The following is a 17,176-nucleotide window of genomic DNA, read 5'->3' on the forward strand; positions in this document are numbered from 1 at the left end:
CATGAGTACCACCACTGCTCCCACCGCCCCCACCGCGCCGGCCGCACCTCGGCGCGTGTCCGGCGTCGACCGCAAGGGCAACGTCCTGGTGCGGTGGATCACCTCCACCGACCACAAGGTCATCGGGTACATGTACCTGATCACCTCCTTCGTCTACTTCTGCCTCGCCGGTGTGATGGCCCTGGTGATCCGGGCCCAGCTGTTCGAGCCGGGCCTGCAGGTCGTGCAGACGAAAGAGCAGTACAACCAGCTCTTCACCATGCACGGCACGATCATGCTGCTGATGTTCGCGACGCCGTTGTTCTTCGGATTCGCGAACTCCCTGATGCCGCTCCAGATCGGCGCGCCCGATGTGGCGTTCCCACGGCTCAACGCGTTCTCCTTCTGGGCGTTCTTCTTCGGCAGCCTCATCGCAGTCGGCGGGTTCCTCACGCCGCAGGGAGCGGCATCCTTCGGCTGGTTCGCCTACCAACCGCTGGCGAGCACGACCTTCTCGCCCGGGGTCGGCGGCAACCTGTGGATGGTCGGGCTGGGACTGTCCGGATTCGGCACCATTCTCGGCGCCGTGAACTTCATCACCACGATCATCACCATGCGCGCGCCCGGCATGACCATGTTCCGGATGCCGATCTTCACCTGGAACACGATGGTCACCTCCATCCTCGTGCTGATGGCCTTCCCGGTGCTCGCCGCCGCGCTCCTCGCCGCCGCATCCGACCGGATCTTCCTCTCCCACATCTACGACCCGGCCAACGGCGGCGCCATCCTCTGGCAGCACCTGTTCTGGTTCTTCGGCCACCCCGAGGTGTACATCATCGCGCTGCCGTTCTTCGGCATCGTGTCCGAGGTGTTCCCGGTCTTCAGCCGTAAGCCGATCTTCGGTTACAAGACCCTGATCTACGCGACCATCTCCATCGCGGCACTGTCCGTCGCGGTCTGGGCGCACCACATGTACGTCACCGGTTCCGTTCTGCTGCCGTTCTTCTCCCTGATGACCATGCTCATCGCGGTGCCGACCGGGGTGAAGATCTTCAACTGGATCGGAACCATGTGGCGCGGGTCGTTGACCTTCGAGACTCCGATGCTCTGGGCCCTCGGGTTCCTCGTCACGTTCACCTTCGGTGGGCTGACCGGTGTCATCCTCGCGTCGCCGCCGCTGGACTTCCACGTCTCCGACACCTACTTCGTCGTGGCGCACTTCCACTACGTGATCTTCGGCACCGTCGTCTTCGCCATGTTCAGTGGCTTCTACTTCTGGTGGCCCAAGTGGACCGGCAAGATGCTCAACGAGAGCCTGGGCAAGTGGCACTTCTGGCTCCTCTTCATCGGCTTCCACACCACCTTCCTCGTGCAGCACTGGCTCGGCGTCGTCGGGATGCCCCGCCGGTACGCGTCGTACTCGCCCGAAGACGGCTTCACCTGGATGAACCAGCTGTCGACGATCGGCGCGATGATCCTCGCCGTCTCGATGATCCCGTTCTTCCTGAACGTGTACATCACGGCCCGCAAGGCACCGCTGGTCACCGTGAACGACCCGTGGGGCTTCGGCGCCTCGCTCGAGTGGGCGACGTCCTGCCCGCCGCCGCGGCACAACTTCACCTCGATCCCACGGATCCGCTCCGAGCGACCCGCGTTCGACCTGAACCACCCCGAGGTGGCCATGGCCGTCGGCATCGGCCCCGGCAAGGACGCCCCGGATGCCCCCACGTATGACGCAGCTTCGAACAAGGTGAAATAAATGAGAGCCAACGTCAACCTGCTCTGGATCCTCGCCGGCTTCTTCACCGTCGTCACCACCGCCTACGTCGTGTGGGGTCTGCTGGACCCCAAGCAGCACAGCGTCGAGTGGGCCGGCACCTTCGCCCTCGGACTCTGCGCCGTGTTCACCAGCTTCGTCGCGTTCTATCTCAGCCGGGTGCACGGCGCCCAGGGCGGGGAACTGCCCGAAGACCGGCTGGACTCCAACATCGACGACGGCGACCCCGAGGTCGGCTTCTTCAGCCCGTGGAGCTGGTGGCCGATCCTGCTCGCCGGCAGTGCCGCCCTGTTGTTCCTCGGCCTGGCCGTTGGCGTCTGGATCTCCATCATCGCCCTGGGGCTGGGAGTCATCTGCCTCGTCGGCTGGGTCTACGAGTACTACCGGGGCATGTTCGCCCGCTAGAACCCATCCCACGGCCGTTCACGGCCATCCGCTACGGCGCCCGCGACAGAGTCCGGGCGCCGTTTGCGTACCCTGACGTCGGCGCAGGCGCGGAGCGCGGGTCAGTCGCGGCGGCGGAACCCGAGCAGTTCGAAGGCAGCGGTCACGGGGCGATCGGCGTGCGGCTCCTGGGCGAGGGTGGCGGCATCCGTGTGGTGGGCCGACGGCCCCATTCCGACCAGGCTGGTCACCTGGTGGGGGTCGAGTGTGAGCAACTCGGACGACGTCCGCTGGGATTCGAGGATGAAGTGCACGTCGAGGGACGCAACCAGTTCGGCTGACTTGTTCGCCTGCACCCCGAGAGCGAGCCCGGCAGCGCGGAGCTCCTGCAGATGCGTCTCCTGCGGCACGACGACGACCAGGCGACCGCCGCGGCGGAGCACGCGGTGGAATTCGGAGGGATTGCGCGGCGCGAAGACGTTGAGGATGACGTCGACGACGCCGTCCCGCACCGGCAACGGCGCCCAGACATCCGCCACCAGGCCGTCGATCCGGTCGTCGCCGGCGATGGTGCGAGCGACGGCGACCGGGGAGAGGTCCATGCCGAGGGCCCGGGCGCCGTCCAGCCTGGCGAGCACGCCGAGCAGGTAGTAGCCGGTGCCGCAGCCGGCGTCGAGGACAGCGAGCGGGTTCTCCTGGCCAACCAGTTCGGCGAGGCTGTCGCGGAGGGGCTCGTACCAGCCGGCGGCGAGGAAGGCGTCGCGAGCATCGAGCATGGCCGCGCTGTCGCCGATCAGGCGCCGGGAGCCGCCGGCCAGCGAGACGTAGCCTCGCTTGTTCGCGTCATAGGCGTGGCCGGTGGGGCAGCGCAGGACGAGCGCCCCGCCGGGCGCGAGGGGAAGAAAACAGATCGGGCACCGAAGCCACTCCGACAGGGTCTGGAGGGACATCGATGCCCGATCTGTTGTTGAGGCAGGTGCCTAGTGGTGGTCGCCGTGGGACTGTTCGAGTTCCGTGTTGCCGACGGGTTCGATCCGGTCCTCGAAGAACCAGCGGGACATGCCGGCACGCAGCTTCTGCCCGGTGGTGATCTTGCCCTGGGCGTTCGGGCGGATCATCAGCGGCTTGTAGTCGGAGTAGCTGACCAGCTTCCAGCGCTCGTACTCGTCGATCGGCTGGTGCACCTCGATGTATTCGCCGCCGGGAAGGCGCACGATCCGACCGGACTCGTAGCCGTGCAGCACGATCTCACGGTCCTTCTTCTGCAACGCCAGGCAGACCCGCTTGGCGACGAAGAACGCGATGAACGGTCCCACGATCGTGAGGAACTGCATCGTGTGGATGACGCCCTCCATCGTGACCGAGAAGTGCGTCGCGATGATGTCGGAGGAGGCGGTGGCCCACAGGGCGGCGTAGAAGGTGACGCCGGCCGCGCCGATGGCGGTGCGGGTCGGGGCGTTCCGCGGGCGATCGAGGATGTGGTGCTCGCGCTTGTCCCCGGTCACCCAGGCCTCGATGAACGGGTAGATGAGCACCACGAGGATGAACAACCCGAGAGAGACCAGGGGGATCAGGATGTTGAACGAGAACGTGCGGTCGAGCCAGACGAATTCGAGTCCCGGCGGGATCAGGCGCAGCGCCCCATCGGCGAATCCGATGTACCAGTCCGGCTGGGTTCCCGCGGAGACGGGGGAGGGGTCGTATGGACCGTAGTTCCAGATCGGGTTGATCGTGAACAATGAGGCCATCAGCATCACGACGCCGAAGACGATGAAGAAGAAGCCACCGGCCTTGGCCGCGTAGACCGGGAGGACCGGGTAGCCGACCACATTCTGGTTCGTGCGCCCTGCACCGGGGTACTGGGTGTGCTTGTGGACCACGACGAACAGGAGGTGCATCGCGATCAGCGCGACGATGATCGCCGGCAGGAGGAGAATGTGCAGCGAGTACAAGCGCCCGACGATGGCCTCGCCCGGGAATTCACCGCCGAAGAGCAGGTAGGAGATCCAGGTGCCGACGAGCGGGATGCCCTTGACCATCCCGTCGATGATGCGGAGGCCGTTGCCCGAGAGCAGGTCGTCGGGAAGGGAGTACCCGGTGAATCCTTCGGCCATGGCGAGGATGAAGAGGATGAAGCCGATCACCCAGTTCAGTTCGCGCGGCTTGCGGAACGCGCCGGTGAAGTAGATCCGGAGCATGTGCAGGCCGATGGCCGCGACGAAGAGCAGCGCGGCCCAGTGGTGGACCTGGCGCATCAGCAGCCCGCCACGGATGTCGAAGGAGATGTCGAGTGACGACGACATCGCCGCGGACATCTCCACGCCCTTCAACGGGACGTAGGACCCGTCGTACTGGACGGGAGCCATGGACGCGCTGAAGAAGAACGTCAGGAACGATCCGGACAGCAGGATGATGACGAAGCTGTACAGCGCCACCTCGCCGAGCAGGAAGGACCAGTGGTCCGGGAAGATCTTCCGGCCGAGTTCCTTGACCGCCGTCGAGATGCTGGTGCGCTCGTCGATGTAGTTGGCGGCGACGGCCGTCAGGCCGCCGGACTTCTTGGTTTCGACCAGCTCAGTGGTCGTAGTTGTAGTGCTCAATGCCGCTCCCAGAAGCTCGGTCCGACGGGTTCAGTGAAATCGCTCTGTGCAATGAGGTAACCCTCTGAGTCTACCGCGATGGGCAGTTGGGGCAGGGGGCGCTTGGCCGGTCCGAAGATGACCTCACAGTGGTTCGACACGTCGAACTGAGACTGGTGACAGGGGCAGAGGAGGTGGTGGGTCTGCTGCTCGTACAGCGCCACCGGGCAGCCGACGTGGGTGCAGATCTTCGAGTAGGCGACGATCCCGTCATACGACCAGCCCTTGCGTTCGGGCAGTTCGTTGAGGTCCTCAGGCTTGAGCCGCATCAGCAGGACGGCGGCCTTGCCCTTTTCTTCCAGCTTGCCGTGCTCCAGATCCTGGAGCCCTTCCGGGATCACGTGGAAGGCGGAGCCCAGGGTGATGTCGGATGCCTTGATCGGCGTGCCGGTCGGGTCGAGGGCGAGACGCGTGCCCTTCTTCCACATCGTGTGGCTGAGAAGTGCTGCCGGGTTGTCGTCCTGCGGGCCGAGGCCGCGGAACAGCACGACCGCAGGAAGGGGGAACGCGATGAGCGCACCGATCAGGCTGTTGCGGATCAGGGTGCGTCGACCGATGCCGGATTCTTCGCCGGCCTCCTGGAAGATCTCGACGGCCCGTGATCGGGTCTCCTCCGAACCGCGAACGGGGTGGCGGTCGTCGATGCCCTCATGGTCGAACATCAGGGCCTTGCCCCAGTGCACGGCGCCGATGCCGATCGCCATCAGCGCCAGGGTGAGGCCCAGGCCGATGAAGAGGTTGTTGGTGCGAACGGAACCCGGGTCCTCCGGGACGATCGGGAACGCCATGTATGCCGCGATGGCGAAGACGCTGCCCACGATCGACAGGTAGAACAGCGTGTACACGGTGCGCTCGGCCCGGCGCTCGGCGCTCGGGTCAAGATCGGTCACGCGAGGGCGGTGCGGCGGGAGGCCCGGGTTGCCCACGGCGTCCCGCACGACGACGGCGGTGCCTGCGGGAGCTCCCTCATGCCCGACGCCCGACGAGTCAGCAGCGGCCAGGTCCTTTCCGCTGTTATCGTCCTTGGCCATTGTTCTCCTTCATCGGCAGTTTCATATACAAGTTGTTCGAGACCGGATGACCGGTCAGTTTGATCTCGCCGTGATCCACACGGTCAGGGCGACGATCGTCCCGAGGCCGAAGATCCAGAGGAACAGGCCTTCAGAGACCGGTCCGAGCGAGCCGAGCGCGTAGCCACCGGGAGAAGGATTGTTCTCGAGGTACTTGAGGTAGGTGATGATGTCGCGCTTGCTCTCGGGGGAGATGTTCATCTCGTTGAAGACCGGCATGCTCTGCGGGCCCGTGACCATGGCCTCGTAGATGTGCTTGGACGTGACGCCCTCGAGTGACGGGGCGAACTTGCCCTCCGTCAGCGCTCCACCGGCGCCGGCCACGTTGTGGCACATCGCGCAGTTGATCCGGAAGAGCTCGGCGCCGTTGGCGGCGTCGCCCTTCTCATCGAGGAGGTTGGCTTCAGGCAGCCCGGGGCCGGGCGCGAGCGAGGACACATAGGCGGCGAGGGTGGCGATCTGCTCATCCGTGAACTGGACGGCCTTCTTCTGTGCCTGCGGTCCATTCATCTGCATCGGCATCCGGCCGGTGCCGACCTGGAAGTCCACCGCTGCTGCTCCGACGCCGATCAGGCTCGGACCGCTGCCGGTGCCCTGCGCGGCCAGGCCGTGGCAGGTGGCGCAGTTCGCGGCGAAGAGCTTCTTGCCCTCACCGATCGTCTGCTGGGACGTGGCGCTGGTTTCGGCGCTGGCCGTGCTCGTGCTGAACGCGGCGTACGCTCCGCCCGTGAAGAGGAGGCCGATCGCGATGAGGGCGACGCTGGACAGAGGATGGCGGCGGCCGGCCTTGCGCCGGCCCGGGCTCTTGGGCTTCTTGATCGTGGTCATTTGTGCGTTTTCCACTTTCGACTGTCTACTTGAGAACGTAAATGACGAGGAACAGGCCGATCCAGACGACGTCGACGAAGTGCCAGTAGTAGGACACGACGATGGCGCTGGTTGCCTCCTTGTGGCCGAAGTTCTTGACCGCGAAGCCGCGGCCGATCACGAGCAGGAAGGCCAGGAGACCGGCGGTGACGTGGATGCCGTGGAACCCGGTGGTGAGGTAGAACGCGGATCCGTACGCGTTGCTGGAAAGAGCGATGCCCTCCGACACGAGCGTGGCGTATTCGAAGATCTGGCCGGAGACGAAGATCGCACCGAGGGCGTAGGTGAGGAAGAACCACTCGACCATGCCCCACTGGCTCGGCTTCCAGCCCGTGGACCTCGCCTGCAGACGTTCGGCGGCGAACACGCCGAACTGGCAGGTCACGGAGGACGTCACCAGGATGAGCGTGTTCACCAGCGCGTAGGAGAAATTGTGCTTCTCCGTCTCGAACTGCCACAACTCCGGCGACGTCGACCGGAGGGTGAAGTAGATCGCGAAGAGGCCGGCGAAGAACATCACCTCGCTGCCGAGCCAGACGATTGTGCCCACAGCCACGCTGTTAGGCCGATTAACCACGGGCGCTGTGGCTGAATAAGTAATTGAAGGGCTCGTCACTATTCCATTATGGCCGATATTCGACGGGGTTTCGCTCAACCGGGCTTGCCTGTCGATCAAAATCCGGAATGACCACCCGATTGGAACAAAGACGCCCCCGGAGCACCAATTCGGGTGGTCGGCGGATCTCGCTTAAGATCGTTCCATGCTTGAATTCCAGTCCTGGCCCAACGTGATCAGCGCCCTTCTCGCCGGCGAGGATCTGAGCGTCTCCGACGCGGCGTGGAGCATGGAACAGGTGATGCTCGGGGAGGCCACTCCAGCGCAGCTCGCGGGATTCCTCGTGGCTCTGCGGGCCAAGGGTGAAACGGTCGACGAAATCGTCGGTTTCCGCGACGCGATCCTCGAGCACGCGGTACCGTTGGCCGTGAACCCGATGGCCCTCGACATCGTCGGGACGGGCGGGGACCGCTTCGGCACCGTGAACATCTCCACCATGGCCTCCATCGTCTGCGCCGGGGCCGGGGTGCCGGTGATCAAGCACGGCAACCGGGCGGCCAGTTCCGCGTCAGGCTCCTCAGACGTGCTCGCGGCGCTCGGAATCGACCTGACTCTCTCACCCGACAAAGTCGCAGCAATCCTTGACTCCGCGGGAATCACTTTCGCCTACGCCGCGGCGTTCCACCCGGGATTCCGCCACGCGGCGACCGCCCGGAAGGAACTGGGCATCCCCACGGTGTTCAACTACCTCGGCCCGCTCTGCAACCCGGCGCGCCCGGAGGCGTCCGCCGTCGGTGTCGCCAGCCTGGACCGGGTTCCGCTGATCGTCGGCGTCTTCCAGACCCGGGGCGCAACGGCCCTCGTCTTCCGTGGGGATGACGGCCTCGACGAGCTCACCACGACCGGCCACAGTCACGTGTGGGAAGTCTCGCGCGGACTCGTCACCGAACACGACATCGATCCCCGGGAACTGGGAATCAAACGCGCGAAGATCAGCGAACTGGTCGGCGGCGACGCCGAGCACAACGCCGTCGTCGTTCACCGGATGCTCTCCGGCCAGGACGACGCGGTGCGGGACATCGTCCTGCTCAACTCCGCGGCCGGCCTGGTCGCCTTCGACCTCGCCAACGACCCGGCTCAGGCCCAGGTGAATATCCTCGATCGATTCCGCACGAAAATGGCCGTGGCCGCGGAGACTGTCGACTCCGGTGCAGCCACGGCCAAACTCGCCCAGTGGGTGGCGGCCAGCCGGGTCTGACCCGGCCGAACGCCACCCGCCGGCTGCCGATGACCAGCCGGGCTAGACGACGTCCTCGTCAACCCAGCCGAAGGTCTTGGTGACGGCCTTCTTCCAGTTGCGCAGCTGCCGGTTCTTTTCCTCCTCGCTCATCTGGGGTGTCCACCGGCTGTCTTCCTGCCAGTTCGCACGCAGCTCGTCGAGGCTGCCCCAGAAGCCGACCGCGAGGCCGGCCGCGTAGGCCGCGCCGAGAGCGGTGGTCTCCGCGACGACGGGGCGCACGACCGGCACCCCGAGGATGTCGGCCTGGAACTGCATCAGGGTGTTGTTGGCGATCATGCCACCGTCCACCTTGATCTCGGTCAGCGGCACCCCGGAGTCCGCGTTGACCGCGTCCAGCACCTCCCGGGTTTGGAACGCCGTCGCCTCGAGCGCGGCACGGGCGATGTGGCCCTTGTTCACGAACCGGGTCAGGCCGACCAGGGCGCCGCGGGCATCCGAGCGCCAGTACGGGGCGAACAGGCCGGAGAACGCCGGCACGAAGTAGGCGCCGCCGTTGTCGTCCACGGTCTTGGCCAGGGTTTCGATCTCCTCGGAGCTGCTGATCATGCCGAGGTTGTCGCGCAGCCACTGCACGAGCGCGCCGGTGACTGCGATCGACCCCTCCAAGGCGTAGTGGGGCGCGTCGGTGCCGAGCTTGTAGCCCAGCGTCGTGAGCAGCCCGTTCTTGGAGTGGACGATCTCGGTGCCGGTGTTGAAGATGAGGAAGTTACCGGTGCCGTAGGTGTTCTTCGCCTCGCCCTGGTCGAACGCGGCCTGGCCGAAGGTCGCAGCCTGCTGGTCGCCAAGGATGCCAGCGATCGGCACCTCCCGGAGCAGGCTGTGCTCATTGACGATGCCGTAGACCTCGGAGGAGGAGCGGATCTCGGGCAGCATCGACTTGGGCACGTCGAACGCGGCGAGGATGTCGTCGTCCCACTGCAGGGTCTCCAGGTCCATGAACATGGTGCGGCTGGCGTTGGTGACGTCGGTGGCGTGCACGCCGCCCTCGAGCCCGCCGGTCAGGTTCCAGAGCACCCACGAGTCGGTCGTTCCGAACATCAGCTGGCCGGCGTCGGCCTTGGCCCGGGCACCCTCGACGTTCTCGAGGATCCAGACGATCTTGGTGCCGGAGAAGTAGGTCGCCAGCGGCAGGCCCACCTTCTGCTTGAACCGTTCGACGCCGCCGTCGGCGGCGAGCCGGTCGACGATGGGCTGGGTGCGGGTGTCCTGCCAGACGATGGCGTTGTAGACGGGAAGGCCGGTGGTGCGGTCCCAGACCACGGCGGTCTCGCGCTGGTTGGTGATGCCGACGGCGGCGATGTCGTGGCGGGTCAGGTTGGCCTTGGACAGGGCCTGGCCGATGACCTCACGGGTGTTGTTCCAGATCTCCATCGGGTCGTGCTCGACCCAGCCGGCCTGGGGGAAGATCTGGGCGTGCTCGAGCTGGCCGGTCGAGACGATCGACCCCGCCTTGTCGAAGATGATCGCGCGGGAACTCGTCGTTCCCTGGTCGATCGCGATTACGTACTGAGCCATGGATAACTCCTTATTGTGTGGCGCGTTGATGGGTGACGCAAAAAGAGGGGCCGATCCAGAGACTGAATCGGCCCGTTCCGTGAGTTAGGTGAGGAGCGGCAGGAGGGCGAAGGACGCCCAGCCGGCGAGCAGCCCGCCGATGATCGGGCCGACGACCGGAACCCACGAGTAGGCCCAGTCCGACGAGCCCTTACCCTTGATCGGCAGCAGGAAATGCGCGATCCGGGGCCCTAGGTCACGGGCCGGGTTGATCGCGTACCCCGTCGGCCCACCGAGCGAGGTGCCGATGACGATGACGAGAATGGCGACGGGCAGGGCGCCGAGGGCGGCGAGGCCGCCGCTCTCACCCTGGCGTCCGCCGCCGAACGCGATCACCACGAACACCAGCACGAACGTGCCGATGATCTCGGTGACGAGGTTCCAGCCGTAGGAACGGATGGCCGGGCCGGTCGAGAACACACCCAGCTTGTTGGCCGGGTTGGGCTCCTGGTCGAAGTGCTGCTTGTAGGCGAGCCAACAGGCCACGGCGCCGAGGAACGCGCCCAGCATCTGGCCGGCGATGTAGACCAGCACCGAGAGGAAGCTGACGGTGACGCCCGAGCCGAACTCGGTCGCGCCGGAGGCCACCAGGCCGAGTGTGACGGCAGGGTTCAGGTGGGCGCCGGAGTTGTAGGCGACGGTGACACCCGCATAGACGGCAAAACCCCAGCCGATCGTCACCATGAGGAAGCCGCCGCCGAGTCCCTTGTTCTTGGCCAGGGCTACGTTGGCGACGACTCCGGTACCGAGGAGGACGAGCATCGCTGTGCCCACGACCTCCGACAAAAACACGACTCCAATATTGTCCACTGTGACCTTCCTTGGTGAGGCTGGAGATACCAGACGATCCCCTCGCGGTGAGCGGTTGGCAACACCATAGCGCGGTGGATTCGGGAGTGGAATAGGCAGGTGGCCGTGCCATTATCTGCCCCTTACCCGCGACCGCGGCAGCGCGTAAGTTGGGGGCGAACCTGCAAAACACACGCCGCGACCCGAATGCCGCGTCGTTTCGCCAACTCGATCGAAGGAAGAGTCATGAAAAAGCTCGTCAATGATCCGAAGAATGTCGTCAATGAGGCCGTCGCCGGGTTCGGGGCCGCCCACGCCGATCTCGTTCGGGTCTCCGCCGATCCCATCTTCATCGTGCGCAAGGACGCCCCGGTCGCCGGGAAGGTCGGGATCGTCAGCGGCGGCGGCAGCGGCCACGAGCCGATGCACGGAGGATTCGTCGGGCCGGGCATGCTGGACGCTGCTGTTCCCGGCCCGGTGTTCACCTCGCCGACTCCCGACCCGATCCTTGCCGCGACCAAGGCGGTCGACGGGGGAGCAGGCGTGCTCCACATCGTGAAGAACTACACCGGTGACGTGCTCAATTTTGAGACCGCCGCCGATCTCGCGGCCGCGGACGGCGTCGAGGTGCGCTCCGTGCTCGTCAACGACGACGTCGCGGTGAAGGACTCGCTCTACACCGCCGGTCGCCGGGGCGTCGCCGGGACCGTGCTCGTCGAGAAGATCGCCGGTGCCGCTGCCGACCGCGGTGACGACCTCGAATCGGTTGCACTCGTGGCAGAACGGGTCATCGGGCAGGTGCGCTCGATGGGGGTGGCCCTCACCCCCTGCGTCGTGCCCCACGCCGGGCAGCCGAGCTTCACCCTGGCGGAGGACGAGATCGAGATCGGCATCGGCATCCACGGGGAGCCGGGACGCGAGCGGATCAAGCTCGAACCTGCCGACGCCATCGTCGACCGCCTTCTCGGCCCGATCCTGGACGACATCCCCTTCGTGGCCGGCGACAAGGTCCTGCTGCTCGTCAACGGCATGGGTGGAACGCCACAGGTCGAGCTGTACATCGTGTTCCGGCGGGCGGCCGAGGTTCTCGCCGAGCGGGGCATCGAGGTGACGCGCACCCTGGTCGGGAACTTCACGACCTCACTCGAAATGCAAGGCATGTCGATCACCGTCCTCAAACTCGACGACGAACTCACCACCCTGTGGGATGCGCCGGTGCAGACCGCGGCGCTACGGTGGGGACGGTAGAGGGAGATCAGATGAAATTGGGTGCCACCTGGGCCAAGGCCTGGATCAGAAACAGCGCGGGCGTCATGAGCGAGCACCGGATCGAGTTGATCGACCTGGACCGCGAAATCGGCGATGGGGACCATGGCGAGAACATGGATCGGGGTTTCCAGGCCGTTCTGGCCAAACTGGATGCTGTTCCTGCCGAGGCCCGCCCGGGTGACGTCCTCAAGATGGTGGCCACGACGCTCATCTCGACCGTGGGCGGGGCGGCCGGGCCGTTGTACGGCACGGCGTTCCTGAAGGCCGCGATCTCGATCGCCGACGAGACCGACCTGGACGGAGCCGCGCTCGTGACTCTCCTGACGGCCGCCAGGGATGGCATCGTGCTGCGCGGCAAGGCCGAATCCGGCGACAAGACGATGGTGGACGCCTGGACACCGGCGGTCGATGCCGCCGGTGCCGCCCACGCCGCCGGGGCCGACGACCTGGCCATCCTGCGGGCAGCGGCGGACGCCGCAGAGGCCGGAGCGCTGGCCACCGAACCGCTCGTCGCCCGCAAGGGTCGAGCGAGCTACCTGGGCGAGCGGGCCATCGGGCACCGCGACCCCGGCGCCCAGTCGTCCGCCCTCCTGTTGAGGGCCGCGGCCGACACCGCCGCGGAGGCCTGAGCGTGGCAGAAGCGCCCCGGGTGGGAGTGGTCTTCGTGTCCCACAGTGTGAAGATCGCCGAGGGCCTCGTCGAGCTGGCGGCCCAGATGGCCCCGCACACCGTCCTCGTCGCAGCCGGCGGCACAGACGAGGGTGGGATCGGCACCAGTTTCACGCTGGTGCTCGCGGGGATCGAACGGGCCGATGCCGGGGCAGGCGTTGCGGTGCTCTGCGACCTCGGCTCGGCCATCCTCACCGCCGAGACCGCGTTCGACTTCCTCGACGAGGGCCTGCGGGCGCGCGTTCGAATCGTCGATGCGCCGATCGTCGAGGGGGGAGTGGCTGCGGCCGTGTCCGCGGAGGTCGGGGACAGCCTCGACGATGTGGTGCGAGCCGCCCGGTCGGCATCCGCCGGATCGCCGCCCGTCGACACCTCGGCCGGCCCCGCCAGGGTGACCCGCACGGTCACCCTGACCAACAAGGACGGCCTGCACGCCAGGCCCGCCGCGGACTTCGTGAAACTGGCGAGCACGTTCGATGCCCGGGTCACGGTCAACGGCAAGGACGCCACGAGCCTGCTGGCGATCATGTCGCTCGGACTGATCAAGGGGAAGACGGCGGAGATCTCATCCGCAGACGCCCACGGTGCGGAGGCCGTTGAGGCGCTGGCGAACCTGCTGGCGTCCGGTTTCGGCGAGGAGTAGTCCCAGCACGGCCATTATCAGACAAGCGCGGGCTTGTCCAATCCGGCGTACGCTGTCGCCATGGTCCAGCACAACACGTCGCGGCGGCGCACGCCGCCCGCCCATCTCTTCGACTGGGTCGACCACACCCTGCGGCCGATCGCGAGTCCGCCCCCGCCCGGCGCTTTCGATGCCGACGACGCGGTGGCCCTCACGAGCTGCCCGGTCTGCGGGCACGCCATGCGGGAACACACAATCGTCCATGCCGCCCATGACAGCATCCTCAACTGCCCCGTCGCGCATCCAGGAGCGTGGGACCGGGACGCGTTCGAGCCGGTCAATGAATTCGGGATGGTGACCCGCCGTCGCCCCGACCGGCCGCAGACGCAGTGAGGACGGGCGGCGCGAGTGGCGCTCGTGAGATTGTCGAATAGTGGGGGGATCGGCACTTTCGAACAGTCCATGTGGTCGGCTCGCGAGCGTCGGCTCGCCGTGCCACTTCTTCCGCTGAGATGAAGGTCGGCCTGATGATTCGTGCGGTTCGGGCAACCGGTTGATGCTGCCCTTCTCACCCGCGCATTGCCGTCTGGGTGGCCATCCGGAGCGCCCTGCGCGACGATGGGGGAGCGGTCACGCACTCTTCGCCGGGTGACCGCGGCCCGCAGGTTCTCTTGACAAATAATATTGTCGGTGGCAGGCTGCGGTCATGTTGGATATCGCGGTGATCGACGGAGCCGGCGCGGCCGAAGCGTCCCTCGACCCGATCCGGAGCCGGATCCTCGCGGCACTGGGGGAGCCGGGTTCCGCCACGACGCTCGCGGCACGAATCGGGCTTCCGCGCCAGAAGGTCAATTACCACCTGCGCGAACTCGAGCGACACGGCCTCGTCGAGCTGGTCGAGGAACGACGCAAGGGCAACATGACCGAGCGGATCATGCAGGCGACCGCCGCGAGCTTCGTGATCTTGCCAAGTGCACTCGGGGGAGTCGCCCCCGACCCTGGCAGGGGAGTGGACCACTTCTCGGCCCGATGGATGCTGGCGGTGGCCGCTCGCCTGGTGCAGGACGTCGGCACCCTGATCGTCCGGTCCGGCCACGCCCGCCAGCCATTGCCCACGTTCACTCTCGACAGCGAGCTCCGCTTCGCCACGGCGTCGGATCGGGCCGCCTTCGCGGCGGAACTCGGCCGGAGTGTCGCCGGTCTCGTCGAGCGCTACGACACGCCCGCGGCGCCCAATGGGCGCGCCTACCGGCTCGTGCTCGCCCTGCACCCGCGGATCACCGCCGACGGAACGGCCCGGTACATCGCCGGGCTCGACACGCCGGGCGCAGACGCGCCCTCGACCAGTACCCATCCGGGCGTCCGCCCGGTGGCACCGGCGACCCATGAGGAGCACTGACCATGAGCAAGGAATTCGAAATCGTCTGCGAGGGGGAGTTCCCGGGAACCCCGGAGCAGGTCTGGGACGCGGTGACGACGGAGACCGCGGCATGGCTCTTCCCCACCGACGGGATGCCCGGGGAGGACATCGTCTCCGAACGCCCGACGCACCACGTCAACCGGATGGAGGGCGCGGACGGCTGGTTCAACCAGCTCGAACAGGTCATCGAGGATCGCCCGGAGGGGCGCTCGTTCCTGCGCTGGGTGCACAGCGGGGTTTTCGCGGAGGACTGGGACACTCAGTACGATGGCGCCAGCGCGCACACCGCCTTCTACCTGCACACCCTGGCCGAGTACCTGGAGCACTTCGTGGGGCGTCCGGTCGTGTTCGCGTCGGTGGACGGGCCGACCGCCTCCGCCGATCCCGGTGCCTTCGGCCGGGTGAAGGCCGCGCTCGGGCTCGGCGCCGGTGCCGGTGCCGCGGCCGGGGCCGGGGCCGGGGACAGCGTGCCGGCGGCACTGCCGGGGATCGCCTCGGAGACGGCGGTGGTCGACTTCTGGAACGACAACTTCGTCGGTATTCGTACGGGTGATGCGCTCTACCGGTTCTTCGGACGCAACGCGTTCGGGGCGCCGGTCGGCGTCACCGTGCACCATTTCGGCGCCGCCGACCCGACGGCGCTGCAGAACTCCTGGCAGGACTGGCTGGACCGGATCTTCGACTGACCCGCCGCGCCCTTGGCTGGCGCTCCGCCGGACAAGTACTAGGGGAGTCCTATTCTGCAATTCCTGCAATAGATGCCCTACTAGTTGACATAATGTGCATTATCGGTCATCTACCGAGGGGGGTCGAACGGGGTCTGGACGGCGTTCTCCGGTCCGGCTACCGTGTGCTGCAGCAGCGGCGATTGCCTCTGTGAACCGGCATGCCGACGATCCGGTACGAGCGTGCCCGGCTGCTCGCACGTTCGCACCACACCGACCCGATTGCGAGGAAAGTCATGTCCAACGGCGTCGCGACATTCGACCTGACGATCGATCCCAGGAATTTGAGCAAAAGTGAGCTTATCAGTGTGAAGGTGGCGATGGGCCTGGCCGGACTCGTCGCCGTCGCGCTGGGGATCATCGTCCTCGTCTGGCCGGCCGCGACATTGGCGATCGTCGCCGGTCTTTTCGGCCTCTACTTCCTGTTCGGGGGCGTCGCCCGGGTGGCCCGCGGCGTGTTCATGACCGGCGCCACCGGCGGCATCCGGGTACTCAACATCCTGCTCGGCGTGCTGCTGCTGGTCGCCGGGATCATCGCGATCAGGAATCCCCTGAACTCCCTCGCCGTGCTCGGAATGGTGATCGGCATCTCCTGGCTGGTCGAGGGTGTGGCCGCGCTGGTGGAGACCGCCCCGGACGCCAGCAAATGGTTCGGCACGCTTTTCGGGGCCATCAGCGTCGTCGCCGGGATCTCGATCCTTCTCTCACCGATCGACTCGCTGGCGGTGCTCGTGCTCGTGGGTGGTGTCTTCCTGGTGATCTCCGGCGTCAGCCAGGTCGTGATGGGCTTCACGTTCGGGCGTGGGGCGCGGGCCTGACCGGAAGGTATCGGTCCCACCAGTCGAGGATGAGTTCCAGCCGCTGCAGTCGATGCCGGGGAGTGCCGCCGCGGCTGAGTTCATGGTCCTCGCCGGGGAAGATGGCCAGCTCGGCCGCCACTCCCCCGCGTTTCAGGGCGAAATAGTAACGCTCCGCCTGGGATAGCGGGCACCGCAGGTCCTGTTCGGAGTGAATCAGCAGGGTGGGCGTGGATACCCGGTCGACCAGTTCCTGCGGGCTCTGGGCGTTCCGGAGGGCCCGGGAGGGTCCGAGGTACTCCTCGACGAAGAAATCACCGACATCGGATGTGCCCAGGAAGGTCTCGGGATCGAGGAAGGCACGCTCAACGATCGCCGCCGTGAACCTCTGGTCGTGTGCGGTCAGCCATGCGGCGAGGAAGCCGCCGTAGGAACCGCCCATCAGGCCCAGCCGCCCGGCATCAAGTTTCGGTGCGTCGGCCAGGGCGCCGGCCAGGAAGTCGAGGACGTCTGAGCGGTCGACGGTGCCCAGACGCCGCCGGATCACCCGGCCGTGCGCCTGGCCGTATCCGGCCGAACCGCGTGGGTTGCAGGCCAGGACGGCATAGCCCGCGTCGACGAGGACCTGGGTCTCGTCGGATACCGCGACGGTCACCTGCGCGAAAGGCCCGCCGTGGATGATGAGCACGACGGGGTGCGGCCCCGGACCGGGCGGGGTGGTCAGCCAGCCGTGCACCGGGTAGCCGTCCGCGGCGGGGA

Annotated in this window: 18 protein-coding genes; 10 read left to right on the forward strand and 8 right to left on the reverse strand. The window is 66.7% G+C overall.

What is annotated here, in order from left to right:
- Position 1: 1 nt before the first annotated feature.
- Together ctaD and E3O32_RS01860 are read left to right on the forward strand one after the other, a co-directional pair.
- Positions 2–1,738 carry an aa3-type cytochrome oxidase subunit I gene (gene ctaD / locus E3O32_RS01855; protein ID WP_134506445.1) on the forward strand — a complete coding sequence of 579 codons (1,737 nt, stop codon included), beginning with the start codon at positions 2–4 and terminating at the stop codon, positions 1,736–1,738.
- Positions 1,739–2,161 carry a cytochrome c oxidase subunit 4 gene (locus tag E3O32_RS01860; protein ID WP_134506447.1) on the forward strand — a complete coding sequence of 141 codons (423 nt, stop codon included), beginning with the start codon at positions 1,739–1,741 and terminating at the stop codon, positions 2,159–2,161.
- Between the two features lie 101 nt (positions 2,162–2,262).
- Here E3O32_RS01860 and E3O32_RS01865 read toward each other — a convergent pair whose 3' ends face one another.
- Genes E3O32_RS01865 through ctaE form a run of 5 tightly spaced genes read right to left on the reverse strand, consistent with a single transcriptional unit; the run spans position 2,263 to position 7,332 of the window.
- The gene (locus E3O32_RS01865) at positions 2,263–3,090 is read right to left on the reverse strand and encodes a methyltransferase domain-containing protein (RefSeq protein WP_134506449.1); all 828 of its coding nucleotides are present in this window, start codon (positions 3,088–3,090) and stop codon (positions 2,263–2,265) included.
- Between the two features lie 30 nt (positions 3,091–3,120).
- On the reverse strand, positions 3,121–4,740 hold the full coding sequence (qcrB, locus tag E3O32_RS01870) for a cytochrome bc1 complex cytochrome b subunit (protein WP_174774743.1): 1,620 nt from the start codon (positions 4,738–4,740) through the stop codon (positions 3,121–3,123).
- Positions 4,737–5,810 carry a cytochrome bc1 complex Rieske iron-sulfur subunit gene (gene qcrA / locus E3O32_RS01875; protein ID WP_134506451.1) on the reverse strand — a complete coding sequence of 358 codons (1,074 nt, stop codon included), beginning with the start codon at positions 5,808–5,810 and terminating at the stop codon, positions 4,737–4,739. The genes qcrB and qcrA overlap by 4 nt, the downstream gene beginning before the upstream one ends.
- A 54-nt stretch (positions 5,811–5,864) precedes the next feature.
- On the reverse strand, positions 5,865–6,677 hold the full coding sequence (gene qcrC, locus E3O32_RS01880) for a cytochrome bc1 complex diheme cytochrome c subunit (RefSeq protein ID WP_134506893.1): 813 nt from the start codon (positions 6,675–6,677) through the stop codon (positions 5,865–5,867).
- Positions 6,678–6,702: 25 nt separating this feature from the next.
- Positions 6,703–7,332: an aa3-type cytochrome oxidase subunit III gene (ctaE, locus tag E3O32_RS01885; RefSeq protein WP_174774744.1), complete on the reverse strand. Its 630-nt coding sequence runs from the start codon at positions 7,330–7,332 to the stop codon at positions 6,703–6,705.
- A gap of 145 nt (positions 7,333–7,477) precedes the next feature.
- Between ctaE and trpD the strand changes: the two genes are divergently transcribed.
- Positions 7,478–8,530, forward strand: coding sequence for an anthranilate phosphoribosyltransferase (gene trpD, locus E3O32_RS01890; RefSeq protein ID WP_134506455.1), 1,053 nt, complete (start codon positions 7,478–7,480; stop codon positions 8,528–8,530).
- A 42-nt stretch (positions 8,531–8,572) separates the two neighbouring features.
- Here trpD and glpK read toward each other — a convergent pair whose 3' ends face one another.
- Positions 8,573–10,087, reverse strand: coding sequence for a glycerol kinase GlpK (gene glpK / locus E3O32_RS01895; RefSeq protein ID WP_134506457.1), 1,515 nt, complete (start codon positions 10,085–10,087; stop codon positions 8,573–8,575).
- An 84-nt stretch (positions 10,088–10,171) separates the two neighbouring features.
- The gene (locus E3O32_RS01900; RefSeq protein WP_134506459.1) at positions 10,172–10,936 is read right to left on the reverse strand and encodes an MIP/aquaporin family protein; all 765 of its coding nucleotides are present in this window, start codon (positions 10,934–10,936) and stop codon (positions 10,172–10,174) included.
- 225 nt (positions 10,937–11,161) lie between these two features.
- Between E3O32_RS01900 and dhaK the strand changes: the two genes are divergently transcribed.
- The 7 genes from dhaK to E3O32_RS01935 all read left to right on the forward strand — a co-directional run bounded on the left by dhaK (position 11,162) and on the right by E3O32_RS01935 (position 16,438).
- Positions 11,162–12,163 (forward strand): dihydroxyacetone kinase subunit DhaK, encoded by a 1,002-nt coding sequence (dhaK, locus tag E3O32_RS01905; protein WP_134506461.1) that lies wholly within the window; start codon positions 11,162–11,164, stop codon positions 12,161–12,163.
- An 11-nt stretch (positions 12,164–12,174) separates the two neighbouring features.
- The gene (dhaL, locus tag E3O32_RS01910) at positions 12,175–12,813 is read left to right on the forward strand and encodes a dihydroxyacetone kinase subunit DhaL (protein WP_134506463.1); all 639 of its coding nucleotides are present in this window, start codon (positions 12,175–12,177) and stop codon (positions 12,811–12,813) included.
- 2 nt (positions 12,814–12,815) lie between these two features.
- Entirely contained in the window at positions 12,816–13,496 is a 681-nt protein-coding gene (gene dhaM, locus E3O32_RS01915) for a dihydroxyacetone kinase phosphoryl donor subunit DhaM (RefSeq protein ID WP_241974453.1), read from the forward strand.
- Positions 13,497–13,556: 60 nt separating this feature from the next.
- Positions 13,557–13,868, forward strand: a complete 312-nt coding sequence (locus E3O32_RS01920; RefSeq protein WP_134506465.1) for a hypothetical protein — start codon at positions 13,557–13,559, stop codon at positions 13,866–13,868.
- Positions 13,869–14,181: 313 nt separating this feature from the next.
- Positions 14,182–14,874 carry an ArsR/SmtB family transcription factor gene (locus tag E3O32_RS01925; protein ID WP_134506467.1) on the forward strand — a complete coding sequence of 231 codons (693 nt, stop codon included), beginning with the start codon at positions 14,182–14,184 and terminating at the stop codon, positions 14,872–14,874.
- 2 nt (positions 14,875–14,876) lie between these two features.
- Positions 14,877–15,581: an SRPBCC family protein gene (locus tag E3O32_RS01930; RefSeq protein ID WP_338145176.1), complete on the forward strand. Its 705-nt coding sequence runs from the start codon at positions 14,877–14,879 to the stop codon at positions 15,579–15,581.
- A 275-nt stretch (positions 15,582–15,856) separates the two neighbouring features.
- Positions 15,857–16,438 (forward strand): HdeD family acid-resistance protein, encoded by a 582-nt coding sequence (locus E3O32_RS01935; RefSeq protein ID WP_166790751.1) that lies wholly within the window; start codon positions 15,857–15,859, stop codon positions 16,436–16,438.
- On the opposite strand, the gene E3O32_RS17780 is transcribed toward E3O32_RS01935, so the two are convergent.
- Positions 16,410–17,153, reverse strand: coding sequence for an alpha/beta hydrolase family protein (locus tag E3O32_RS17780; protein WP_338145177.1), 744 nt, complete (start codon positions 17,151–17,153; stop codon positions 16,410–16,412). The genes E3O32_RS01935 and E3O32_RS17780 overlap by 29 nt on opposite strands.
- Positions 17,154–17,176 lie beyond the last annotated feature (23 nt).

Origin of the sequence: Cryobacterium mannosilyticum, from assembly GCF_004402705.1 — a bacterium.
Classification (GTDB): domain Bacteria; phylum Actinomycetota; class Actinomycetes; order Actinomycetales; family Microbacteriaceae; genus Cryobacterium; species Cryobacterium mannosilyticum.